Consider the following 23,857-nt stretch of genomic DNA (forward strand, 5'->3'; position numbering starts at 1 on the left):
TACCTTGCGTTGTCTGTTGTTATCGAAGGCAGGCGATCAGCGGATCAAAAGATCAAAAAATCAGTACGTAGGTTTTGCGCACGGTCTCCTGGATATCCCAGATGCCGGTGCTGTTGGCCGGTAGCATCAGTGCGTCTCCGGCTTCTATGGACAGCGGCTCGCCACCGTCGGGGGTGAAGGTGCAGCGGCCTTTGACGAAGTGGCAGAACTCCTGTTGCACGATCTGCCGCCGCCAGCGCCCCGGCGTGCATTCCCAGATGCCGGTTTCGACGCCGTCGCTGCGTTCGACGCAGGTGACCGAGGTCACCGCGACGGGCTCGCCGAGGGGCACGGCGACCGGGTTGGAACTGTCCAGCGGGACAGTCTCGGTGTGTTTGAACTGGGTGATGCTCATGACCGGTGAACCTCTGTGGTGAAAAGTCAGTGCATGAAGCCTTGCATGAGATCGGCCAGACCACCGGCCAGGCGCCGGCGCCAGGGCGGGCTGGCGGGGCTGGCGAGGGTGCGGTCCTCGAACACGAAACTCTGGATGATCGCGTTGTAGCCCAGCCAGCGGCAGGGTTCCGGCGGCCAACTGGCGAGGCTCGACAGCGGACGGTTGTCGTGGACCCACGGCTGCGCGGTGAGTGCGTTGTGCTGGTCGAGGATCAGCGCGGCGAGGGTGCGCCCACCGAGGTTGGTGGCGCCCACCCCTTCGCCGCCGTAGCCGCCGGCCAGGGCGATGCCGCGCTGGCGGTCGCAGAGCATGTGCGGGCGGAAGCGCCGCGCCATGCCCAGGTTGCCGCCCCAGGAATGGGTGATGCGCGTGTTCTTCAGGTGCGGGAACAGCTCGCCGAACAAGTAGCGGCGCAGTTCGATTTCGTTGTGGGTCAGGCTGAAGTCTTCACGCAGGCGACCGCCGAAGCGGTAGCCGCCGCGGGCGCCGAACACCAGGCGGTCATCGCGGGTGCGCTGGCCGTAGGTGACCTGGCGGCTGCTTTCGCTGAACGCCTGGCCTTGGGCAAGGCCGATCTGTTCCCAGGCGGATTCGGGCAGCGGCTCGGTCGCCACCAGCAGGCTTTGCACTGGCAGTTGATGCTTGCCCAGCGGCGGCAGGCTGGCCGCGTAGCCTTCCACCGCCGGCACCGCCCACTGGCAGCGGATCGACGCCAGTGGCGTGCGTACCTGGCCGGGGTTCCAGTCGATGGCCGGGGTGTTTTCGTAGATCGTCACGCCGAGGTTTTCGACGGCGCGGGCCAGGCCGCGAACGAGTTTCGCCGGCTGAATGGTGGCGGTGTGCGGGCTGAAGATCGCGCCGTAGGCGTTGCTGACCCGCAGTTGCCCTTCCAGTTCTTCGGGGCGCAGCCAGCGGTAGTCGTCTTCGCGCATGCCCTGGCGGTACAGGTCGTCGAGCCAGGCCCGCAGGCTGCGTTCCTGTTCCGGGTAGCGGGCGGCGCAGTAGAGGACGCCGCCTTTGCGGTAGTCGCAATCGATGGCTTCGCGCTGCAACACGCTGTGCACTTCATCGGGGATGCCGTGGAGCAGGTCGATGCTGTCGCGCCGTTGTTGCGGCGAGAGGGTGGCGAGCAGGCGATCTTCGCCGAGCAGGTTGCCCATCAGCCAGCCACCGTTGCGCCCGGAGGCGCCGAAGCCGGCGATATTGGCTTCGATGATGGCGATGTTCAGGTGCGGGGCTTGCTGCTTGAGGTAGTAGGCGGTCCACAGGCCGGTGTAGCCAGCGCCGATGATGCAGACGTCGAGGTCGAGGTCCTGGCGCAGGGCCGGGCGCGCGCAGAGCGGCTCTTCGAGCTGGTCCATCCAGAGGCTGATCGTGCGCCAGGGTTGCATCGGGTTCCGCTCCACATCATCAGGGTGTGGGGCCGATCCTAGTGGCGGGCGGGACGTGCTGTCTTACGTGCGTGCACGCAGGGAAATCTGCTTCACATAGGCCTTGGGCGACAGCCCGGTGTGCTCGCGAAAGCACTTGTAAAACGCCGACAGCGAATTGAAGCCGGCATCGAAAGCCAGTTCGTCGACGGGCGCGCTGGCGCTGGCTTCGCCCAGGCCGGCCAGCAGATGGTGCAGGCGGGCCTGGTTGACGTAGCGGTAGAAGCTCTGGCCGAGGACCTGGTTGAGCAGGTAGGAAATCTGGTTGCGGCTGTAGCCGCTCTCTTTGGCGACGCGTTGCAGGTCCAGTTCAGGATCGAGATAGGGGCGCTGGCGCTGGAAGTAGTGTTCGAGGTCCTGGGCCATGGTGCTCAACTGCCGTGGCGACAGGCCCAGGCGACTGGTGGCGGGGCGCGGGCCGGCGCGGCTGGCGCGTGTGGCGTCCCGGCGCACCAGGGTGGCGTACTCGTTGACCCGCCAGATCAGCCCGTCCCTGACGGTGATGGCTTCGCTGGACTGGAACGCGACCAGGCCCTCGCCGCCCTGCACCGTCACCTGGTACTGGATGAAGGCGGTGCAGCCATCGACGCGGATGCGATCGCTGTGAACGATGTCTTCGCCGGCCTCATGGGGCAGGCAGGCGCGCACGTAGTCGCGCAGCTCACGGTAGCCGAGCACGCGGTTCTGGAAGAAGTCGTGGTACTCGACGTCCGGGTGGTACAGCGCCATTACCCCGTCCAGGTCACGGTGCTTCCAGCACAGGTGATAGCGCAGCACGGTGTCGGCGGTGAGCGGGGTTTGGGCGGGGCCGTCGGGGAGGGTCTGGGTCATGGCGGAAATAGTGCCGAGGGGGCTGAGTGTTGTGCAAGTCCCGGGGACTCATGGTCGATCCGTGGCGGTGAAACGGAAACATCTTGCATAAAACCCACCACCGCTTCGCCAATCCGGCATTTTGCACGGTCCTAAGACGCCCACCTGCCGGCAAACCCCCGGATTCATTGGGGTTCATCATTTGAAACATTTGGCATGCCGGGTGCACCGTTGTTGAGCGTAGGGACATTTCGCTCACCGGAGAGGCGCACATGATCACGACTAACGATTACTCACCCACGCTCGATGCAGGCCCGAATCGCTCGGGTGTGTCCTGGGCGGCCATATTCGCTGGCGCTGCGGCGGCGGCGGCCTTGTCACTGATTCTGGTGGTCTTGGGCGCCGGGCTCGGCTTCGCCGCGACCTCGCCCTGGGCCAGCGAAGGGGCCAGTGCCAAGGCGCTGGGGATTTCGACCATCATCTGGTTGCTGTTGACCCAGATCCTCGCGTCCGGCCTGGGTGGCTACCTCGCCGGTCGGCTGCGGGTGAAATGGGCCAACCTGCATGGCGATGAGGTGTACTTCCGCGACACCGCGCATGGCTTCCTGTCGTGGGCAGTCGCCACGCTGGTAGCGGCCGTGCTGGTCGTCGGCACGGTCGGCAGCATGGCCGGTGCCGGTGTTCAGGCGGGTGCCGTCGCGGCAGCCAACAGCGATGCGTCGATGGGCTACTTCGTTGACAGCCTGTTCCGTGGCGAAGGCCCGGCACCGGTGAGTGACGATGCCGCCAATGGCGTGGCTGCGCGCATTCTGGCCCGCACCGTGACCCAAGACCGCGCCCTGGCGCCGGAAGACCATGCCTACCTGGCACAACTGGTGGCGCAACGCACTCGCCTGACCCAGGCGGAAGCCGAGGCACGGGTGGACCAGGTGGTCGGTCAGGTGCAACAGGCGAAAGTCGAGGCCAAGCAGGCGGCTGACACTGCGGCCAAGGTGGCTGCATGGACGGCGCTGTGGACCTTTGTTGCCCTGCTGTGTGGCGCGTTCTTCGCCAGCTTCGCGGCACTGTTCGGCGGTCGTCAGCGTGATCAGGCGCGCTGGCTCGAAAGTGACACCGTGGGCTATGCCGATCGGCATGTAGCGCACAACCCTGCTGCCCCGATTCGTTAATTGAAATGAACTAGAAGGAGAACAATCATGCGTTCATTACTGCTGTGGATGTTGGGTGTGCCGATTCCGGTGATCATTCTGATTGCGCTGTTCATGCACTGATTATTTGAGAGTGCTTCGCGAGCAAGCTCGCTCCTACAGGTAGGTTTAGCGTCAGGATGACGCCGAACGAATCCTGTAGGAGCGAGCTTGCTCGCGATTGGGCTTTAAAGAAACTGCTCCGCGTAATGACACGCCACCTGCCGCGTCCCCACCTGACGGAACGCCGGCACTTCCCGCCCACATCGCTCGGTGGCATACGGGCAACGCTTATGGAACGCACAGCCATCCGGCGGATTCAGCGGGTTGGGCAACTCACCGGCAATCTTGATCTTCGGCTTCAACGGGTCCGGATGAATCGTCGGCGTCGCCGACAACAAGGCCTGGGTATAGGGATGCAGCGGCTTCTCGTAGATATCCGCCTTCGGTCCCATTTCCGCCGGCCGGCCGAGGTACATCACCAGCACCTGATCGGCCACGTGCCGCACCACCGCGAGGTTGTGCGAGATGAACACGTAGGCGGTGTTGAATTCCTTTTGCAGGTCCATGAACAGGTTCAGCACCTGGGCCTGGATCGATACGTCCAGCGCCGAGGTCGGTTCGTCCGCCACCAGCACTTTCGGTTGCAACATCATCGCCCGCGCCAAGGCGATGCGCTGGCGCTGGCCGCCGGAGAACATGTGCGGGTAACGCTGGTAATGCTCGGGGCGCAGGCCCACCTGCTGCATCATCGCCTGCACTTTCTCGCGCCGTTCGGTGCGCGACAGCGTGGTGTTGATCAATAGCGGCTCGGCCAATTGGTCGCCGATTTTCTGCCGCGGGTTGAGCGAGGCATAGGGGCTCTGGAACACCATCTGCACGTCGCGCCGCAACTGCTTGCGCTCGCGCTTGCCGGCGCCGGTGACTTCCTGGCCGGCGATCTTCAGCGAGCCGGAAGACGGCTCTTCGATCAGCGTCAGGGCGCGGGCCAGGGTGGATTTGCCGCAGCCGGACTCGCCGACCACGGCCAGGGTCTTGCCGGCTTCCAGTTCGAACGACACGCCATTCAGCGCACGGACCGTGGCGTAGCCCTTGAACAGGCCGCGCGAGACTTCGTAGTGACGGGTGAGGTCACGGGCGGTGAGGACGACTTCGCTCATCACGCTACCTCCTGGTTCAGTGGGTAGAAGCAGCGGGCCAGGCTGTGGGCCTGGGGATCGAGGTCGGGGCGTTGCTGGCGGCAGTTGTCGCGCACATACGGACAGCGCGGCGACAGCAGGCAACCACTGGGCCGGTCATACCGGCCGGGGACGATGCCGGGCAGGGTGGCCAGGCGCTCGGCGCCGAGGCTGTGTTCGGGAATCGCCTTGAGCAGTGCTTCGCTGTAAGGGTGGGCGGGCACTTCGAACAGCTCCGGCACCTGGCCGATTTCCACCGCTTGCCCGGCGTACATCACGCAGACCCGGCGGGCGGTTTCGGCGACGACGGCGAGGTCGTGGGTGATCAGGATCAGCGCCATGTCCTGCTCTTTCTGCAGGTTCAGCAGCAGTTCCATGATCTGCGCCTGGATGGTCACGTCGAGGGCGGTGGTGGGTTCGTCGGCGATCAGCAGCTTGGGTTCGCCGGCAATCGCCATGGCGATCGCCACCCGTTGGCTCATGCCGCCGGAGAGTTGGTGCGGATAAGCATCGAGACGGCTTTCCGGGGCCGGGATCTCGACTTTCTTCAGCAACTCCAGCGCCCGCTGGCGCGCCGCCTTGCCGCGCAGGCCGAGGTGCTGGCGCAGCACTTCCTCGATCTGGAAACCCACGGTGTAGCTGGGGTTGAGGGCGGTCATCGGGTCCTGGAAGACCATCGCCATGTCCTTGCCCACCACCTTGCGCCGTTGCCGGCCATTGATCTTGAGCATGTCGTGGCCGTCGAAGGTGAGGGCGTCGGCGCTGATCCGCCCGGGGGCGTCGATCAGGCCCATCAGCGCCATCATGGTCACCGACTTGCCCGAGCCGGACTCGCCGACGATGGCCAGGACTTCGCCCTTGGCCACGCTCAGGTCAAGGCCGTCGACCACCGGCACGGCGCCGGCGTCACCGAAGCGCACGTTGAGATTGCGGATTTGCAGAAGTGACATGGGCTTCTCCTCAGGCGGCATTCTTGAGTTTCGGGTCCAGCGCATCGCGCAGTCCGTCGCCCATCAGGTTGATTGCCAGCACGCTGAGCAAAATGGTCAGTCCCGGCAGGCTCACCACCCACCAGGCGCGTTCGATGTAGTCGCGGGCCGAGGCCAGCATCGTGCCCCACTCGGGGGTCGGGGGTTGCACGCCGAGGCCGAGGAAACCGAGGGCGGCGGCATCGAGGATCGCCGAGGAAAAACTCAGGGTGGCCTGCACGATCAGCGGCGCCATGCAGTTGGGCAGCACGGTGATGAACATCAGGCGTGGCAGGCTGGCGCCGGCCAGGCGCGCGGCGGTGACGTAGTCGCGGTTCAGTTCGCCCATCACCGCGGCGCGGGTCAGGCGCACATAGGACGGCAGCGAGACGATGGCGATGGCGATCACCGTGTTGACCAGGCCAGGGCCGAGGATGGCGACGATCGCCACCGCCAGCAGCAGTGACGGCAGGGCCAGCATCACGTCCATCAGGCGCATGATCGAGGCGCCGAGGGCCTTTGGAAAGAAGCCCGCGAGCAGGCCGAGGATGATCCCCGGGATCAACGAAATGACCACCGACGACAGGCCGATCAGCAGCGACAGCCGCGAGCCCTGGATCAGTCGCGACAGCAGGTCGCGGCCGAGTTCGTCGGTGCCGAGGATGAACTGCCAGTTGCCGCCTTCGAGCCACACCGGCGGGGTCAGCAGGAATTCGCGGTACTGCTCGCTGGGGTTGTGCGGCGCGACCCAGGGCGCGAACAACGCACAGAAGACGATCAGGCACATGAACAGCAGGCCGGCCACTGCGCCCTTGTTGCGCGAGAAGGCGTGCCAGAACTCTTTGTACGGCGACGGATAGAGCAGGCTCTGGTCGATGGGGCTGGAGGCGTTGACGGGGGTTGGCGCGGGAGTATTCATGATGAGGGCCTCAGCGCTGGTGACGGATGCGTGGATTGACCAGGCCGTAGAGGATGTCGACGACGAAGTTGACCAGGATGACCAGGCAGGCGATCAACAGGATGCCGTTCTGCACCACGGGGTAGTCGCGGGCGCCGATGGCTTCGATCAGCCATTTGCCGATGCCCGGCCAGGAAAAGATGGTTTCGGTAAGGACCGCGCCGGCCAGCAGCGTGCCGACCTGCAGGCCGAACACCGTCAGCACCGGGATCAGCGCGTTGCGCAGGCCGTGGACGAACACCACCCGCGCCGGCGACAGGCCCTTGGCCCGGGCGGTGCGAATGTAGTCTTCGCGCAGCACTTCGAGCATCGAGGAGCGGGTCATCCGCGCGATCACCGCCAGCGGGATGGTGCCCAGCACGATGGCCGGCAGGATCAGGTGCATCAGGGCGTCCTTGAATGCGCCTTCTTCCTCGCTGAGCAGGGTGTCGATCAGCATGAAGCCGGTCTTCGGTTCGATGTCGTAAAGCAGGTCGATGCGCCCGGACACCGGCGTCCAGCCGAGGTTGACCGAGAAGAACATGATGAGGATCAGGCCCCACCAGAAGATCGGCATCGAATAACCAGTGAGCGATAGCCCCATCACTCCGTGGTCGAAGATCGAACCCCGCTTGAGCGCGGCGATGACACCGGCCAGTACGCCGAGGGTGCCGGCGAACAGCAACGCGGCCAGGGCCAGTTCGAGGGTGGCGGGGAACAGGGCGAGAAACTCGTGCCAGACGCTCTCGCGGGTGCGCAGCGATTCGCCCAGATCGCCCTGGGCCAGCTTGCCGACGTAATCCAGGTATTGCTCCGGCAACGGCTTGTTCAGGCCCAGCCGCTCCATGGCCTGGGCGTGCATTTGCGGGTCGACCCGGCGCTCGCCCATCATCACTTCCACCGGGTCACCCGGGATGAGTCGTATGAGCGCGAAAGTCAGTAGCGTGATGCCGAAAAATGTCGGGATCAGCAGTCCCAGACGCCGGGCAATGAAACTAAACATCTTCTGGTGTTCCTCGTCAGCCGGTCAGGCGGGCTGCCTTTGCCGTGGTGGGGCTGTGGGCAGCATTATTTTTCTACTTCACCAAGGTGGTGGCGAAGTTGTTATTAGTCAGGGGGCTGATGATGTAGCCCTCGACGTTCCGGCGCATGGCCGTGAACATCTTCGGATGGGCCATGGTTATCCACGGCCGGTCCTCATCGTACACGGCCAGCGCCTGCTTATAGAGCGCCTCGCGCTGTCGCGGATCGGTCACCTGGCGGGCCTGGGTGATCAGCGCCTGAAATTTCTCGTTGCACCACCGAGCATAGTTCTCGCCATTTCTGGCTGCCTCGCAACTGAGCAGCGGGGTCAGGAAGTTGTCCGGATCGCCGTTGTCGCCGGCCCAACCGGTGGACACCATGTCGTGCTCGCCGTTCTTTGCCCGGCGCAGCATTTCCGCCCATTCCATGACCCGGATATCGACCTTCAGGCCGATCTTTGCCAGGTCGTCCTGGAGCATTTCCGCGCTCAGTCGCGGATTGGGATTGGTCGGTCCACCGCCGTTGCGGGTGAACAGGGTCAGCGCCGTGCCTTGCGGAACCCCGGCTTCCTTGAGCAGGGCCCGGGCTTTGTCGAGGTCGCGGGGCGGGTTGCGGTTGTCGTGGTTGTAGCCCATCAGCGTCGGCGGATAGGGATTGACCGCCAGCAGCGCGTTGCCTTTGCCGAACAGTTGATCGACGTGGGTCTGGCGGTCGAAGGCGATATTGATCGCGTTGCGTACCCGCACATCGCTCAGGTAGCGGTGCTCGGTGTTGAGGGCGATATAGCCGGTGACCAGCGCCTCCAGCTCGGCGACCTTGAGCATCGGGTCGGCCTTGAGCGCGGGCACGTCGTCGGGCTTCGGATAGAGCGCGACCTGGCATTCGTTGGCGCGCAGTTTCTGCACGCGCACGTTGTTGTCACTGGCGATGGCGAACACCAGCGTCTCGCTCGGCGGCGCGCCACGGAAGTAGTCCGGGTGGGCCTTGTAGCGGATCTGCGCGTCCTTGTTGTAACGCTGGAAGACGAAGGGGCCGGTGCCGATCGGCTTGCTGTTGAGGTCGCCGGTCTTGCCGGTCTTGAGCAACTGGTCGGCGTATTCGGCGGAATAGATGGAGGTGAAGGCCATGGCGAGGTCGCGAAGAAACGGCGCTTCCGGGCGGGTCAGGGTGAAGACCACGGTGTGTTCGTCGGTCTTTTCCACGCGTTTCAGCAGGTCGCGAAAACCCATGCTTTCGAAATAGGGGAAGCCGATGCTGGTTTTGTCGTGCCACGGGTGGTTCGGGTCGAGCTGGCGCTGGAAGCTCCAGAGCACGTCGTCGGCGTTCATCGCGCGGGTCGGGGTGAACCAGTCGGTGTGGTGGAATTTCACGCCCTGGCGCAGGTGGAAGGTGTAGGTCAGGCCGTCGTCGCTGATGTCCCAGCGTTCGGCCAGGGCCGGCTGGATATCGGTGGTGCCGGGCGTGAAATCCACCAGGCGGTTGAACAGGGTTTCGGCGACGGCGTCACCGGTGACTGCGGTGGTGTACTGGGCCATGTCGAAACCTTCCGGGCTGGCCTCGGTGCAGACCACCAGCGGCTTGGCGCAGAGGCTTGCCGAGGTGCTCAGCAACAGGGCCGCCAGTGCGGCCTGAAGGGGAGAGGGATTCATGCAGGCTCCTTTTCTCGGTTCCCGTCTGCGCCCCGGCCAACGTCGTGGCCGGGGCGCGGGAGTGCTCAGAGAATGTCGAAGGGGATGGTGGTCACGACGCGCATTTCGTCCACATTGCCATCAATCTGCGCCCGGCTCGCCCGGTGCGTGCTGTAGGTGGCACGGATGCTGGTGTCCTTGAGTGCGCCGTCCTGCACCGCATAGCTCACGCCAATGCCCCATTCTTTGTGGTGCTCGCCATCGAGCTTTTGTACATCGTAGCCGCTGCCGCGGTAGTGAGTCCCGTCGATGCCCCAGCCGCGGGCGTTGTAGAGGTTCAGGCGTACCCCCGGCACGCCGTAGGGGGTCAGGTTGAGCATATAGCTGAGCTGCACGGATTTCTCGTTGGGGCCGTTGAAGTCGGAGTACAGCGAGTTGGCCAGGAAGATGCCGTTGGTGTCGTGCAGGTAGTCGAAGTACTCGTTGCCGTTCACTTGCTGCCACGACAGGCCGAGGGTATGAGCCTTGTGCGTCAGGGCGAAGGACAGGCTGAACGTGTCGTTGTCGATCGGCCCCTGCTTGGCGCGGCCGTGGTCGCGGGTGCCGTAGTAGTTGAAACCGGTGGTCAGGCCGAGCATGGCGGTGTCGCCCAGGTCGTGGGACGCCGCGAGGTAGTACTGGTTCCAGATGTCTTCGACATTGGCGAAGTACAGGCTGGTGGTCAGGCTTCTCATCGGTTGGTAGGTGAGGCCGGCCATGCTGACCCGGTCGGCCTGGGCACCGATGGCCGAGTATTCCGTGGTGAATTTGCTCTTGCCCTGTTCGGTACGGCTCGACACGCGCTCGAAGCTGCCGAGGTCGAACGACAGGGTGTGGAATTCCGCGCTGTGCAGGCTGACGCCATCGAAGCTCGACGGCAAGGCGCGGTTGCCGATGGCGGCGATCACCGGCGTGTTCACCGTATGGCGGCCCGCCGTCAGGGTGGTGTGGGAGACGCGTGCCTTCAGGTTGGCCAGGCCGATCTTGCTCCACTGGCCGATGACATCGCCGTCACTGTGGGTGAGGGTGCGGTTGTTGGGTCCGGCCACCGCGGCGCGGCTTCGTTCCAGGGCAATGGCGTTGTAGCCCGCAACCTGGACGCCGAAGCCCACGGGGCCCTGGCTGAAGCCCGAGGTGTAATCGAGGATGGTGCCCTGCACCCAGTTATTGCGGCTGTGGCTGTTGTGGCGGGTGCCGTCGCTCTTGTAGTAGCGGAACTGCGGGCCCTTGGTGGCGCGTTCGTGTGAATACCAGTTGCGGGTCGAGCCGGACAGGCTCTGCCCTTCGAAGAATCCGCCGGCTTCGGCCTGGGCGTTGTTCTCCTTGAGGCTGATTGGCAGGTAATCGTGGCTGAGGGATTCGGCCCGGGCCTGATTGGCCAGGCCGCAGAGGGTCAGTGCGGCGATGGATATAGAGAGTGCTTTCAAGGCGATGCTTCCTTTTGTTCTTGTAAGAGCACCGGCGGGTCTTGTGAACCCACAGGTCATTGCACGGGATCGGGGCGGGTAAGCCTTGATCCGGCGAGGACCGACATCACTCGATGCCAACATCCAGGAAGGAGGTGCGACCGAACGGGCTCACCAGGTAATCCTTCACCTTCGTGCTTACCGGCTGGCTGACCGTGGAGTGGGCGACGGGGGTGATGGGCACTTGCTGCTTGATGTAGTGCTGGGCCTGGCGGTACAGCTCGGAGCGCTGCTCGCGGTCGGTGACCGACTTGGCCTGTTTCACCAGGGCGTCGTATTGCGGGTCGCACCACATGGAGTGGTTGTGGCTGCCGATGGCGTCGCAGCTATAGAGGGTGCCGAGCCAGTTGTCCGGGTCGCCGTTGTCGCCAGTCCAGCCGATCAGGATGGTGTCGTGCTCGCCGTCCTTGGCGCGCTTGAGGTATTCGCCCCATTCGTAGCTGACGATATTCACCTTGAGCCCGAGCTTGCCCCAGTCGTCCTGGAGCATCTGCGCCATCAGCTTGGCGTTGGGGTTGTAGGGGCGCTGAACCGGCATGGCCCAGAGGGTGATTTCGGTGCCTTCCTCGACCCCGGCGTCGCGCAGCATCTGGCGCGCTTTTTCGATGTCTTGGGGCGGGTCGGTAATGCTCTCGTCATAGGACCACTGCGTGGGCGGCATGCTGTTCACCGCGACCTGGCCGGCGCCCTGGAACACGGTTTTGATGATCGCTTCCTTGTCCACGGCCATGTCCAGGGCCTGGCGCACTTCGAGCTGGTCGAACGGTTTTTTCTGGGTGTTGTAGGCGATGTAGCCGAGGTTGTAGGCGGGCTTCTCGATCAGGTTGATGGTCTCGTCGCGGCGCAGTGCCTCGAGGTCGGCGGGACGGGGATGGATGGTCACCTGGCATTCGCCCTTGCGCAGCTTCTGGACGCGCACCGACGGGTCGGTGTTGATGGAGAAAATCAGGTTGTCGAGCCTCACCTGCTCCGGTGCCCAGTAGTCCGAGTTGCCGCGGTAGCGGATCTGCGCGTCCTTCTGGTAACGGGTGAACACGAAAGGCCCGGTGCCGATCGGTTTGTGGCTGATGTCCGCCGGCGTGCCGCGGCTGAGTAGCTGTTCGGCGTACTCGGCCGAGAGGATCGACGCGAAGCTCATCGCCAGGTTCTGGATCAGCGACGCATCGACGTAGTTAAGCGTGAAGACCACGGTCATCGGCCCGGTCTTTTCCACCTTGGCGATGGTCTTGTCCAGGCCCATGGCGCTGAAGTAGGGGAACTCGGTGCCGTAGGCCATGCGGAACGGGTGGGTCGTGTTGAGCATGCGGTTGAAGGTGAACAGCACATCGTCGGCGTTGAAGTCACGGCTCGGTTTGAAGGCGGCGTTGCTGTGGAATTTCACCCCGGGGCGCAGGTTGAAGGTGTAGATCAGGCCGTCGTCAGAGATGCTCCAGTCGGTCGCGAGCGCGGGCAGCACGCCGGTGGCGCCGCGCTGGAACTCCACGAGGCGGTTGTACAGCGGTTCGGCGACGTCATTGTCGGTGCCGCTCTGGTATTGCGCGGAGTCGAACCCGGACGGGCTGCCTTCGGAACAGAACACCAGATTGCCCTTCTTGTCGTCGGCCATTCCGAAGGGCGAATGAGCCAGCACGCCGGCCCCGAGAAGGGCGGCGAAGAGGGAAGTCATACGCATGGGTATCCCCTTGTCTTGTCGTTGTCGTTGGAGTTTTCCGCGGCACAGGGCGAGCTTTCGCGCACGTGCTGCGGCGCCAGTCCCACGGTAAGGGCGGGGGAGGGCGACGACGAGTTACACAAGGGGCAAATTGAGGTGAGACGTTTCTGAGTGGTTTGACGAAATTTCAGCGGGGTGGTGGCGAGTTATCCACGGCGAGTGTGGGTTTCGCGGCGGCTATCCATCTGAACAGTCGCGATGGGCCGCAGGGCGGCCCTTGGAACGCGTTTATGGCTTCACGCTGACGCCGTAGAAGTCATTCAGTGCAAACGGACTGATCTTGAAATCCTCCACCGACTTGCGCATCGGTTGGTAGACCGTGGAGTGGGCGATCGGGGTGATCGGCACCTGGTCCTTGAGGATGTGCTGGGCCTGTTTGTACAGCGCGATGCGCTTGTTCTGGTCAGTGGTGGTCTTGGCTTCCTTGACCAGCTTGTCGTAGCCGGTGTCGCACCAGTGGGAGAAGTTGTTGCCGTTGACCGCGTCGCAGCCGTACAGGGTGCCGAGCCAGTTGTCCGGGTCGCCGTTGTCGCCGCTCCAGCCGATCAGCATGGCGCCGTTCTCGCCATCCTTGGAGCGTTTGATGTACTCGCCCCATTCGTAGCTGACGATGCGCGCCTTGATGCCGATCTTCGCCCAGTCGGACTGGAGCATCTCGGCCATCAGCTTGGCGTTGGGGTTATAAGGGCGCTGCACCGGCATGGCCCACAGGGTGATTTCGGTGCCTTCCTTGACGCCGGCTTCCTTGAGCAGTTGCCGGGCCTTTTCGGGGTTGTATTCGGTGCCCTTGATGGTGTCGTCGTAAGACCACTGGGTCGGCGGCATGGCGTTGACCGCCAATTGCCCCGCGCCCTGGTAAACCGAATCGATGATCTGCTGCTTGTTCACCGCCATGTCCAGCGCCTGGCGCACCTTGAGCTGGGCCATCGGGTTGGGCTCGTTGCTGCCCTTGATCTTGTCCATCACGTTGTAGGCGATGTAGCCGAGGTTGAAGCCGGCCTGGGACGGCATCTGCAGGTTCGGATCGGCCTTCAGGGCCTCGAGGTCGGCGGGGCGCGGGAACAGGGTGACCTGGCACTCGTTTTTCTTCAGCTTCTGCATGCGCACCGAGGCGTCGGTGGTGATGGCGAAGATCAGGTTGTCGATCTTCACCTCGTCTGGGCTCCAGTAGTCCTTGTTGCCCTTGAAACGGATCTGCGCGTCTTTCTGGTACTTGCTGAACACGAACGGGCCGGTGCCGATGGGCTTCTGGTTGATGTCCGCGGCCTTGCCCTGCTTGAGCAACTGCTCGGCGTATTCGGCGGACTGGATCGAGGCGAAGCTCATGGCGATGTTCTGGATGAACGCGGCGTCGACGGCGGCGAGGGTGAACTTCACGGTGTGCTCGTCGACCTTCTCCACCTGCTTGATGTTCGCGTCCATGCCCATGTCGGTGAAGTACGGGAACTCGGTGGGGTACGCCTTGCGGAACGGCATGTCCTTGTCGAGCATGCGGTTGAAGGTGAACAGCACGTCGTCGGCGTTGAATGCGCGGGTCGGCTTGAAGTAGTCGGTGGTGTGGAACTTGACCCCTTCGCGCAGGTGGAAGGTGTAGCTCAGGCCGTCATCGGCGACGTCCCAGCGGGTTGCCAGGCCGGGAATGACCTGGGTGCCGCCGCGCTCGAACTGGGCGAGGCGGTTGAACATGGTTTCGGAGGAGGCGTCGAAGTCGGTGCCGGTGGTGTACTGCGCGGGGTCGAAGCCGGCGGGGCTGCCTTCGGAGCAGTAGACAAGATTGCTGGCGGCTTGCGCAGCGGGCGTGACGGCGAGCAGACCTGCGCCGACCAGGAACGGAATGACTGCGGTTTTCAGCATGGTGGCCTCATTGTTGTCATTTTTTGAGAGGGCGGCCTCGTGAGCCGACCTACGGATATTTATGCCAACGATTGAGGATAGCTGTTTGGTGGGAAAGTGAAGCGGGGGTGCAGGCAGGAGACCGGGTCGTGGCGGCTAGGCGCTAGCCGACAGTTTTTAGCGCTCTTGAGATCGAGCGCCGCCCGCGCGGCGCATCGCGAGCAAGCTCGCTCCTACATCGGTTGCAACGTGCCATGGCCTGACGGAGAGGTGTTGCCCGCCTTTGGCACTCGGCGATGAATCGTGGGGAGGCTGTTGAAGTCAACTCGATAGCGCGTTGTACAAACAAGGCGCTCAACTATGGCCTGACAGGCATAGGCACGTTGCAACCAATGTAGGAGCGAGCTTGTCGGGGCGCCGAACCGTCGCGATGCGCCGCGCGGGCGGCGCTCGATCTCAAGGGCGCTGGAAAACTCCCGACATGCGCCCAGTGGCCGCAGAAACCCCGTTTAAGGCATCTGCACTTCAATAGTGCCATCCGCGCTGATGCTCACCTGCGCAGTGCCGGCTTCGACCTGCGGCGACGGCGCGGCTTCGGCATCCATGCTGGCCTTCATCATCATCGGCGCACGCATGTACGGCTGTGGGTAGCCGCTGCTGTTGAGGTTCAGGCTGACCACTTTGTAGCCCTTGCCGCCCAACGCCTCGGTGGCGATCTGCGCGCGGGCCTTGAAGGCGTCGACCGCGTCCTTGAGCAGTTCGTCTTCGCTGGTCTTGCGTGTTGCGGGCGCAACGGCGAAGTCCATGCCGCCCATTTTCAGGGTTTGCAGCAGCTCGCCGGTCAGGCCGGAGAGGGCCGGGAAGTTGCTGCTTTCCAGGCGCAGTTCGGCGCGCTCACGCCAGCCGGTGATCTTCTGGCCTTTGTCGTCGTAGATCGGGTAGGCGTTGCGGCTGCCCTGGCTGATCTTCACGTCCTTGGCCTGACGGGCCTTTTCCAGCGCCTTGTTCAGCGTGGTGGTGATCTCGGCGGCGAGTTTCGCCGGATCAGTGTTCTGTGCTTCGCTGTACAGGGTCACGACCATCAGGTCGCGGGTCACTTCCTTGCTGGCTTCGGCACGCAGCGATACCTGGTTGTAACGCGGCTCGTCCGCCAGAACGGGAAGGCTGGCCAGGAGGCTGGCGGCCAGCAGGACCTTGGCGCTACGGCTAGGGGTATGCATGGATAACTCCTTGAAAAATGGGCGTGGCCGATACGATCCTGTGCCACGCAGACCCTGTCTGACCTTGAAAATAGCAGCAAGGTTCCAGAAGGCCATCATTTATCCCCGGTGTGGCGAGTTGCCGCATTGCTGCAGACCAGGGCGTCGCTTGGGTATACTCGCGGCGGTTTACCTGGAGCACTCATCAGGAGAGCTCATGCTCGCCCCCGAAAAAATGCTGTCCGCCACCCGCCAGAATCTCTGGCGTCTGACGCTTGTCCGCACCCTGGTACTGGCCGCGCAGGCCGGTTCGGTCGGGGTCGCCTACTGGACTGAACTCCTTCCGCTGCCCTGGCTGGCCCTGAGTGTCACCCTCGGGTTTTCCATGGTGCTGTGCCTGGTCACCGCCCTGCGCCTGCGCGCCTCGCTGCCGGTTACCGAGCTGGAATACGCGGTGCAACTGGCCTGCGACCTGCTGATCCACAGCGCCTTGCTGTATTTCTCCGGCGGATCGACCAACCCCTTCGTTTCCTATTACCTGGTGCCATTGGCGATTGCCGCGGTGACGTTGCCGTGGGTCTATTCGTTGATCCTCTCGGGCATCGCGCTGGTGGCCTACACCCTGCTGCTGATGCAGTTCTATCCGCTGGAAACCTTCCCCATGGCGCGGGAGAAGATGCAGATCTACGGCATGTGGCTGAGTTTCGCCCTGGCCGCAGCGGTGATCACCTTCTTCGCGGCGAAGATGGCCGAGGAACTGCGCCGTCAGCAGCAGTTCCAGGCCCAACGCCGCGAGGAAGGGCTGCGCGACCAGCAGCTACTGGCCGTGGCCACCCAGGCTGCGGGCGCCGCCCACGAACTGGGCACGCCGCTGGCGACCATGAGCGTGCTGATCAGCGAGATGCGCCAGGACCATACCGACCCGCTGTTGCAGGAAGACCTCGGTGTGCTCCAGGAACAGGTCAAGCAGTGCAAGTACACCTTGCAGCAACTGGTGCGCGCCGCCGAAGCCAACCGGCGCATGGTGGTGGAAGACCAGCCGGTGACCTTCTGGCTCGATGAATCGCTCAACCGCTGGCACCTGATGCGCCCCGAAGCCAGTTACCGCTTCCAGCGCCTCGGCCAGGGCGAGGTGCCGCGCCTGGCGCCGCCACCGGACCTGACCCAGGCCCTGCTGAATTTGCTGAACAACGCCGCCGATGCTTGTCCCGATGGGCTGGAAGTGCACCTGGATTGGGACGCTTCCGACATCGTCATCAGCATCCGCGACCATGGCCCCGGTGTCCCGGTGGCCATCGCCGAACAGATCGGCAAACCCTTCTTTACCACCAAGGGCAAGGGCTTTGGCCTGGGCCTGTTCTTGAGCAAGGCCAGCGTGACCCGTGCTGGCGGCTCGGTAAAACTCTATAGTCACGAAGAAGGCGGTACGCTCACTGAGCTACGCTTGCCGCGTGACGCGCGAGGAGATGTGTGATGAGTGATGAAATCCAGGTTGAAGGTGAAGAACTGCCGCACCTGCTGCTGGTCGACGACGACGCGACCTTTACCCGGGTGATGGCCCGTGCCATGAGCCGCCGCGGTTTCCGCGTCAGCACCGCCAGCTCTGCGGAGGAAGGACTGGTGCTGGCCCAGCAGGACATACCGGACTACGCCACGCTGGACCTCAAGATGGAAGGCGACTCCGGCCTGGTGCTGCTGCCCAAGCTGCTGGAGCTTGATCCGGAAATGCGCGTGGTGATCCTCACCGGTTATTCGAGCATCGCCACTGCGGTGGAGGCCATCAAGCGCGGCGCCTGCAATTACCTGTGCAAGCCGGCGGATGCCGATGACGTGCTGGCAGCGCTGCTGTCCGAGCACGCTGATCTGGACAGCCTGGTGCCGGAAAACCCGATGTCGGTGGACCGCCTGCAGTGGGAGCACATCCAGCGCGTGCTGGCCGAGCACGAAGGCAATATCTCCGCCACCGCCCGCGCCCTGGGCATGCATCGGCGCACCTTGCAGCGCAAGCTGCAGAAGCGGCCAGTTCGGCGCTGATCCTTTTTGGGGCTGCTCTGCGGCCCCAAAAATCTGCCTGTTTCCTGCAATTCATCCGGAAACCCCCGTCCCTGACGCCTGTGCTGGCGTATTATTAGCCACCTAACGACAGGCCACGGAACTCCCCCGCATGCTCGCCCTTTTCATCCAGACGCTGAACATCACCGCCCCGGTGTTCGCGATGCTGTTCATGGGCGTGCTGTTGCGCCGCATCAATGCGATCAACGACGGCTTCATCCAGACCTCGTCGGCCCTGGTGTTCAACGTCTGCATGCCGGCGCTGCTGTTTCTCGGCATTTACCACGCCGACCTCGAGGCCGCGGTCAAACCCGGCCTGCTGCTGTACTTCATCGCCGCCACCTTAGGCAGTTTCGCCTTGGCCTGGCTGATTGCCATCTGGCGCTGTCCCCGGGAAGATCGCGGCATCTATACGCAGGGTGCGTTTCGCGGCAACAACGGTGTGGTCGGGTTGGCGCTGGCGGCCAGCATGTACGGCGATTACGGTATCTCGCTCGGCGCGATCCTCGCCGGGCTGGTGATCCTGCTCTACAACTCGCTGTCGTCGGTGGTGCTGGCGGTGTACAGCCCGACGGTCAAGTCCGACCCGTGGAGCATCCTCAAGAGCATCCTGCGCAACCCGCTGATCATCAGTGTGCTGGCGGCGACGCCGATGGCCTATGCCAAGGTGCCGTTGCCCAACTGGCTGCTGACCTCGGCGGATTACCTGGCTCAGATGACCTTGCCGCTGGCGTTGATCTGCATCGGCGGGACGCTGTCGCTGGCCTCGTTGCGGGCCAGTGGCCGGATGGCGGTCAGTTCCAGCCTGGTGAAAATGGTCTGGCTGCCGCTGATATTCACCTTTGGCGGCTGGCTATGCGGCTTTCGCGGGGCGGAACTGGGCATCCTGTTCCTCTATATTGGCAGCCCCACGGCGGCGGCCAGTTATGTGATGGCCAGGGCGGCCAATGGCAACCATGAGCTGGCGGCGTCGATCATTGTGATCACCACGCTGGCGGCTGCCCTTACAACCAATATCGGAATCTTCCTCTTGCAGTGGGGAGGATGGATCTAGATTCTCCGGGTACAACAATTCCAACACAGCCTCTTACGTCTGAGGACACTTCATGCAAGACCAGATCACGCCCGAGCGTTTACACCGCGGGCTGAAAAACCGTCATATCCAACTGATCGCCCTGGGCGGGGCGATCGGTACGGGCCTGTTCCTCGGCATCGCCCAGACCATCCAGATGGCCGGCCCGTCGGTGCTGCTGGGTTACGCGATCGCCGGCATCATCGCCTTCTTCATCATGCGCCAGCTTGGCGAAATGGTCGTGGAAGAGCCGGTGTCCGGCACGTTCAGCCACTTCGCCCACAAATACTGGAGCCCGCTCGCCGGCTTCATGTCGGGCTGGAACTACTGGGTGCTCTATGTACTGGTCGGCATGGCCGAACTGACGGCGGTGGGCATCTATGTCCAGTACTGGTGGCCGGACTTCCCGACCTGGGCCACGGCGGCGATCTTCTTCGTCGTCATCAACCTGATGAACGTGAGTCAGGTGAAGGTCTACGGTGAAATGGAGTTCTGGTTCGCCCTGATCAAGGTCGTGGCCATCCTCGGCATGATCGGTTTTGGCGGCTACATGCTGTTCAGCGGCACCGGCGGCCCGGATGCCAGCGTCGCCAACCTCTGGCAGCACGGCGGCTTCTTCCCCAACGGCGCGACTGGTCTGATGATGGCCATGGCCGTGATCATGTTCTCGTTCGGCGGTCTGGAACTGGTGGGCATCACCGCTGCCGAGGCCGATAACCCGCGCCACAGCATTCCGCGTGCCACCAATCAGGTGATCTACCGCATCCTGCTGTTCTATATCGGCGCCCTGGCCGTGCTGCTGGCGCTGTACCCGTGGCAGAAAGTGGTCAGTGGCGGCAGCCCGTTCGTGATGATCTTCCACGACCTGGACAGCAACCTGGTGGCGACCGTGCTCAACCTGGTGGTGCTGACCGCCGCGCTGTCGGTCTACAACAGTTGCGTGTACTGCAACAGCCGCATGCTGTTCGGTCTGGCGACCCAGGGCGATGCGCCGAAGAAACTGCTCAAGGTCAATGCCAAGGGTGTTCCGCTGGCGGCGCTGGGCATTTCCGCGCTGGCTACAGGCCTGTGTGTGCTCATCAACTACTACATCCCGCGTGAGGCCTTCGGCCTGCTGATGTCGCTGGTGGTGTCGTCGCTGGTGATCAACTGGGGGATCATCAGCATCACCCACCTGAAATTCCGCCAGGCCAAGGCGGCTCAGGGTCAGGAAACCTTCTACAAGAGCCTCGGCTATCCACTGACCAACTACCTGTGCCTGGCCTTCCTGGCGTTCATTCTGGTGGTGATGTGGATGACCGAAGGGATCCGCATCTCTGTCGAGTTGATCCCGGTCTGGCTGCTGGTGCTGTGGGGTGCTTACAAGCTGACCCGCGGCCGCAAGACCGCCAAGGCCTGACGGTCTTCGGGAAGTGATCGATCAGCCTGGCTGTTGCCAGGTGTCGATCACTTCCTGCGCCGCGCGGAACGCGTCGATCGCCGCCGGCACACCCGCATAGACTGCGCAATGCAGCAATGCTTCGCGAATCTCTTCCACCGTACAGCCATTGTTCAGGGCACCACGCACGTGGCCCTTGAGTTCCTGCGGGCACTTGAGCGCAGTGAGGGCGGCCAGGGTGATCAGGCTGCGGGTTTTCAGCGGCAGGCCTTCGCGGCTCCAGACGCTACCCCAGGCGTGTTCGTTGACGAATTCCTGCAGCGGCGCGGTGAACTCGGTGGCGTTGCCCAGTGCGCGGTCAACGAAGACGTCGCCCATTACCTGGCGGCGAACCTGTTCGCCGGTTTTCTTCGTATCGCCCATCTTGTTTTCCTTAGTGTTGGCGGCGCCAGGCGCGCAGGGTGGTGTAGAACAACACGGCCCCCAGCGCTGGCAGGACATAGAACAACATCAGTTGCTCCAGGCGGTTGGCCAGCGGCATGCCGGTGGTGAAGGCCACCACGTGCAGACCATAGGCCAGATACAGGCAGAGAAACACCAGACCTTCGGCGCGCGTGACCCGGTACCCGGAATAGAACACCGGCAGGCTCAAGGCGGCGACGCCGAGCATCACGGGCAGGTCGAAGGCCAGGGCATTGGGCGAGATCGACAGCGGTTCCGGGGTCAGCACGGCGGTCAGGCCGAGCACGCCCAGCAGGTTGAACAGGTTGCTGCCGATCACGTTGCCCACGGCGATTTCCCGTTCACCGCGGATGGCCGCGATCAACGAAGTCGCCAGTTCCGGCAGCGAGGTGCACACGGCAACCACGGTCAGACCGATGATGCGTTCCGACAAGCCAAGGTCCGTGGCGACTTCCACTGCCGCCTCCAACAGCAAGTGCCCGGCCAGGCTGAGCAGGCCAAGGCCGATAGCCATCAGCAACAGGGTGCCGGCCCAGAAGCCCGCGCCCCGTTGCGGCTGATGCCCCGGCGCGTGGTGGATGCGGGTGTGGTGGCGTGACTGGCGCCACAGGATCGCCAGGTACGCCACAAGCCCGAGCAACAGCAGTGCGCCTTCCCAGTGATCGAGCGCTTCGTTCAGCGCCAGCAGGTACACCAGCAGGCTGGCGCCGATCATCAGCGGGATATCCAGGCGCACCAGTTGCCGCGACACGCGCAGCGGAATGATCAGCGCGGCTAGGCCGAGGGTGACGAGAATGTTGAAGATGTTGCTGCCGATCACGCTGCCCACCGCCACATCGGGGGCGCCGGTGTAGGCGGCTTGCAGGCTGACGGTCAGTTGCGGCGCGCTGCTGCCGAACGCCACCAGGCTCAGGCCGATGATCAGCGGGCGGACTTGCAGGCTGGCGGCCAGGCGCAGGGCGCCGCGCACCAGCAGCTCGGCGCCAAGCACCAGCAGGATAAGGCCGCTGCACAGTTGCAGCAGGCTGAAGGTGGGTAAAGCGGCCAGGTTGAAAATGGTCGGGCTCCGAAAACAGGATCAGTCGCTGAGGCTTTGTACCCGGACGCGCGCCGTTCCGCTACGGAGCATGTCCAGCTTCTGTGCGGCGGCCTTGGACAGATCGATCAGTCGGCCACGGGTATGCGGGCCGCGGTCATTGATGCGGACCACGACAGAGCGTTCGTTTTTCAGGTTGGTGACCCGCACCCGGGTGCCGAAGGGCAGGCTGCGGTGCGCGGCGGTCAGGCCGTGCTGGTCGAAGGGCTCACCACTGGCAGTGCGTTTGCCGTGATGGCGAGAACCATAATAGGAGGCGGTGCCGGTTTCATCGTAGCCGCGCGGGTCGATGTCGTGGCTGGCACAGCCGGCGAGCAAGGTGAACAGCGCCAAGGCGCTCAGCAGACGCCACATGTATTACGGTGCTCCGTGGTTCTCTGTAGGAGCGAGCTTGCTCGCGAAGGACGCAGCGGTCCCCTAAATGGCCCTGACCAGGCAAGCTCGCTCCTGCAGGACATTGTGAGTCCAGAGGAGCGAGCCATATCGAGACCAAGGCTCGGTGACGATTACCCTTCGAGCTTGCTCTTGAGCAATTCGTTCACCTGTTGCGGGTTTGCCTTGCCTTTCGAGGCCTTCATGGCCTGACCGACAAAGAAGCCGAACATCTTGCCGCGCTTGGCTTCATCCGCCGCTCGGTACTGCTCGACCTGCTCGGCGTTGGCCGCCAGCACTTCGTCCAGTACCTTCTCGATCGCACCGCTGTCCGTCACTTGCTTCAGACCGCGCGCTTCGATGATCTGGTCGGCATCGCCTTCGCCGTTGGCCATCGCTTCGAACACGGTCTTGGCAATCTTGCCGCTGATGGTGTTGTCGCGAATGCGCTGCAGCATGCCACCCAGTTGCTCGGCGCTGACCGGCGCCTGGTCGATCTCGACACCCAGCTTGTTCAGCAGGCTGCCCAGCTCCACCATGACCCAGTTGGCCGCCAGCTTGGCGTCGCCACCAATGGCCGCAACCTTCTCGAAGTAGTCCGCTTGCTCACGGCTGGAAGCCAGCACGTTGGCGTCGTAAGCCGACAGGCCGTACTGGCTCTGGAAGCGCTCGACTTTCTGCGGCGGCAGCTCCGGCAGGGTGGCGCGAATGCCTTCGAGGAAGGCCGACTCGATCACCACCGGCAGCAGGTCCGGATCGGGGAAGTAACGGTAGTCGTTGGCTTCCTCCTTGCTGCGCATGGAGCGGGTTTCGTCCTTGTTCGGGTCGTACAGGCGGGTTTCCTGGGTGACCTTGCCGCCGTCTTCGATCAGGTCGATCTGGCGCTGGATTTCGCTGTTGATCGCGCGCTCGATGAAGCGGAACGAGTTGACGTTCTTGATCTCGCAGCGGGTGCCGAACTCGACCTGGCCTTTCGGACGGATCGAGACGTTGCAGTCACAACGCAGCGAGCCTTCGGCCATGTTGCCGTCGCAGATGCCCAGGTAGCGCACCAGCGCGTGGATCGCCTTGACGTAGGCCACGGCTTCCTTGGCGCTGCGCATTTCCGGCTCGGAAACGATTTCCAGCAGCGGGGTGCCGGCACGGTTCAGGTCGATGCCGGTGGAGCCGGCGAAGTCTTCGTGCAAGCTTTTGCCGGCGTCTTCTTCCAGGTGCGCGCGGGTGATGCCGATGCGCTTGACGGTGCCGTCTTCCAGAGCGATGTCCAGGTGGCCCTTGCCGACGATCGGCAACTCCATCTGGCTGATCTGGTAGCCCTTGGGCAGGTCAGGGTAGAAGTAGTTCTTGCGCGCGAACACGTTGTGCTGGCCAATCTCGGCGTCGATGGCGAGGCCGAACATGCAGGCCATGCGCACCGCTTCCTGGTTCAGCACCGGCAGTACGCCGGGCATGCCCAGGTCGATCAGGCTGGCCTGGGTGTTCGGCTCGGAACCGAACGTGGTGGCGCTGCCGGAGAAAATCTTCGACTGGGTGGCGAGCTGGGTGTGAATCTCCAGCCCGATAACAACTTCCCATTGCAT

The 23,857-nt window shown here is 63.7% G+C and carries 21 protein-coding genes; 5 read left to right on the forward strand and 16 right to left on the reverse strand.

Translation table 11 applies throughout. The features are described from left to right. Nucleotides 1-52: 52 nt before the first annotated feature. From NTD82_RS10050 to NTD82_RS10060, 3 genes are all read right to left on the reverse strand, one after another. On the reverse strand, nucleotides 53-394 hold the full coding sequence (locus NTD82_RS10050; protein ID WP_262128659.1) for a cupin domain-containing protein: 342 nt from the start codon (nucleotides 392-394) through the stop codon (nucleotides 53-55). A 26-nt stretch (nucleotides 395-420) separates the two neighbouring features. Further along, a complete protein-coding gene (locus tag NTD82_RS10055; protein ID WP_262128660.1) occupies nucleotides 421-1,827 on the reverse strand; it encodes an NAD(P)/FAD-dependent oxidoreductase in 1,407 nt (468 codons plus the stop codon). A gap of 63 nt (nucleotides 1,828-1,890) precedes the next feature. Further along, nucleotides 1,891-2,697 (reverse strand): AraC family transcriptional regulator, encoded by an 807-nt coding sequence (locus NTD82_RS10060; protein WP_262128661.1) that lies wholly within the window; start codon nucleotides 2,695-2,697, stop codon nucleotides 1,891-1,893. A 251-nt stretch (nucleotides 2,698-2,948) separates the two neighbouring features. Between NTD82_RS10060 and NTD82_RS10065 the strand changes: the two genes are divergently transcribed. Then, a complete protein-coding gene (locus NTD82_RS10065; protein ID WP_095159571.1) occupies nucleotides 2,949-3,845 on the forward strand; it encodes a hypothetical protein in 897 nt (298 codons plus the stop codon). Nucleotides 3,846-4,051: 206 nt separating this feature from the next. Here the strand turns inward: NTD82_RS10065 and NTD82_RS10070 are convergent, their stop codons facing one another. The 9 genes from NTD82_RS10070 to NTD82_RS10110 all read right to left on the reverse strand — a co-directional run bounded on the left by NTD82_RS10070 (nucleotide 4,052) and on the right by NTD82_RS10110 (nucleotide 15,866). Then, nucleotides 4,052-5,023, reverse strand: coding sequence for a peptide ABC transporter ATP-binding protein (locus NTD82_RS10070; RefSeq protein WP_262128662.1), 972 nt, complete (start codon nucleotides 5,021-5,023; stop codon nucleotides 4,052-4,054). Then, nucleotides 5,023-5,991 carry an ABC transporter ATP-binding protein gene (locus NTD82_RS10075; protein WP_095159573.1) on the reverse strand — a complete coding sequence of 323 codons (969 nt, stop codon included), beginning with the start codon at nucleotides 5,989-5,991 and terminating at the stop codon, nucleotides 5,023-5,025. The genes NTD82_RS10070 and NTD82_RS10075 overlap by 1 nt, the downstream gene beginning before the upstream one ends. Nucleotides 5,992-6,001: 10 nt before the next feature. Next, nucleotides 6,002-6,928 (reverse strand): ABC transporter permease subunit, encoded by a 927-nt coding sequence (locus NTD82_RS10080; protein ID WP_110968075.1) that lies wholly within the window; start codon nucleotides 6,926-6,928, stop codon nucleotides 6,002-6,004. 10 nt (nucleotides 6,929-6,938) lie between these two features. Then, nucleotides 6,939-7,949: an ABC transporter permease subunit gene (locus NTD82_RS10085; protein ID WP_095159575.1), complete on the reverse strand. Its 1,011-nt coding sequence runs from the start codon at nucleotides 7,947-7,949 to the stop codon at nucleotides 6,939-6,941. 73 nt (nucleotides 7,950-8,022) lie between these two features. Further along, nucleotides 8,023-9,618: an ABC transporter substrate-binding protein gene (locus NTD82_RS10090; RefSeq protein WP_262128663.1), complete on the reverse strand. Its 1,596-nt coding sequence runs from the start codon at nucleotides 9,616-9,618 to the stop codon at nucleotides 8,023-8,025. 65 nt (nucleotides 9,619-9,683) lie between these two features. Further along, nucleotides 9,684-11,063 carry an OprD family porin gene (locus NTD82_RS10095; RefSeq protein ID WP_262128664.1) on the reverse strand — a complete coding sequence of 460 codons (1,380 nt, stop codon included), beginning with the start codon at nucleotides 11,061-11,063 and terminating at the stop codon, nucleotides 9,684-9,686. 106 nt (nucleotides 11,064-11,169) lie between these two features. Next, nucleotides 11,170-12,774 (reverse strand): ABC transporter substrate-binding protein, encoded by a 1,605-nt coding sequence (locus NTD82_RS10100; protein WP_262128665.1) that lies wholly within the window; start codon nucleotides 12,772-12,774, stop codon nucleotides 11,170-11,172. 267 nt (nucleotides 12,775-13,041) lie between these two features. Beyond that, nucleotides 13,042-14,667: an ABC transporter substrate-binding protein gene (locus NTD82_RS10105; RefSeq protein WP_262128666.1), complete on the reverse strand. Its 1,626-nt coding sequence runs from the start codon at nucleotides 14,665-14,667 to the stop codon at nucleotides 13,042-13,044. A gap of 488 nt (nucleotides 14,668-15,155) precedes the next feature. After that, nucleotides 15,156-15,866: an SIMPL domain-containing protein gene (locus NTD82_RS10110; RefSeq protein WP_262128667.1), complete on the reverse strand. Its 711-nt coding sequence runs from the start codon at nucleotides 15,864-15,866 to the stop codon at nucleotides 15,156-15,158. Nucleotides 15,867-16,062: 196 nt separating this feature from the next. Between NTD82_RS10110 and NTD82_RS10115 the strand changes: the two genes are divergently transcribed. From NTD82_RS10115 to NTD82_RS10130, 4 genes are all read left to right on the forward strand, one after another. Then, nucleotides 16,063-17,319, forward strand: a complete 1,257-nt coding sequence (locus tag NTD82_RS10115; RefSeq protein WP_095159581.1) for an ATP-binding protein — start codon at nucleotides 16,063-16,065, stop codon at nucleotides 17,317-17,319. Continuing rightward, complete coding sequence (locus NTD82_RS10120; protein ID WP_095159582.1) at nucleotides 17,319-17,879, forward strand: response regulator transcription factor; 561 nt, start codon at nucleotides 17,319-17,321, stop codon at nucleotides 17,877-17,879. The genes NTD82_RS10115 and NTD82_RS10120 overlap by 1 nt, the downstream gene beginning before the upstream one ends. Nucleotides 17,880-18,009: 130 nt before the next feature. Beyond that, complete coding sequence (locus tag NTD82_RS10125; RefSeq protein WP_095159583.1) at nucleotides 18,010-18,951, forward strand: AEC family transporter; 942 nt, start codon at nucleotides 18,010-18,012, stop codon at nucleotides 18,949-18,951. A 52-nt stretch (nucleotides 18,952-19,003) separates the two neighbouring features. Beyond that, nucleotides 19,004-20,368, forward strand: a complete 1,365-nt coding sequence (locus tag NTD82_RS10130) for an amino acid permease (RefSeq protein ID WP_095159584.1) — start codon at nucleotides 19,004-19,006, stop codon at nucleotides 20,366-20,368. Between the two features lie 21 nt (nucleotides 20,369-20,389). Here the strand turns inward: NTD82_RS10130 and NTD82_RS10135 are convergent, their stop codons facing one another. The 4 genes from NTD82_RS10135 to gatB form a co-directional block, all read right to left on the reverse strand. Further along, nucleotides 20,390-20,770, reverse strand: coding sequence for a carboxymuconolactone decarboxylase family protein (locus NTD82_RS10135; protein ID WP_175651070.1), 381 nt, complete (start codon nucleotides 20,768-20,770; stop codon nucleotides 20,390-20,392). Between the two features lie 10 nt (nucleotides 20,771-20,780). Then, complete coding sequence (locus NTD82_RS10140) at nucleotides 20,781-21,806, reverse strand: calcium/sodium antiporter (protein ID WP_410017040.1); 1,026 nt, start codon at nucleotides 21,804-21,806, stop codon at nucleotides 20,781-20,783. A gap of 81 nt (nucleotides 21,807-21,887) precedes the next feature. Next, nucleotides 21,888-22,259 (reverse strand): septal ring lytic transglycosylase RlpA family protein, encoded by a 372-nt coding sequence (locus NTD82_RS10145; protein ID WP_095159587.1) that lies wholly within the window; start codon nucleotides 22,257-22,259, stop codon nucleotides 21,888-21,890. 152 nt (nucleotides 22,260-22,411) lie between these two features. Then, nucleotides 22,412-23,857 (reverse strand): Asp-tRNA(Asn)/Glu-tRNA(Gln) amidotransferase subunit GatB, encoded by a 1,446-nt coding sequence (gatB, locus tag NTD82_RS10150; protein WP_262128668.1) that lies wholly within the window; start codon nucleotides 23,855-23,857, stop codon nucleotides 22,412-22,414.

Origin of the sequence: Pseudomonas sp. 5P_5.1_Bac1 (assembly GCF_025466015.1) — a bacterium.
Lineage (GTDB): Bacteria > Pseudomonadota > Gammaproteobacteria > Pseudomonadales > Pseudomonadaceae > Aquipseudomonas.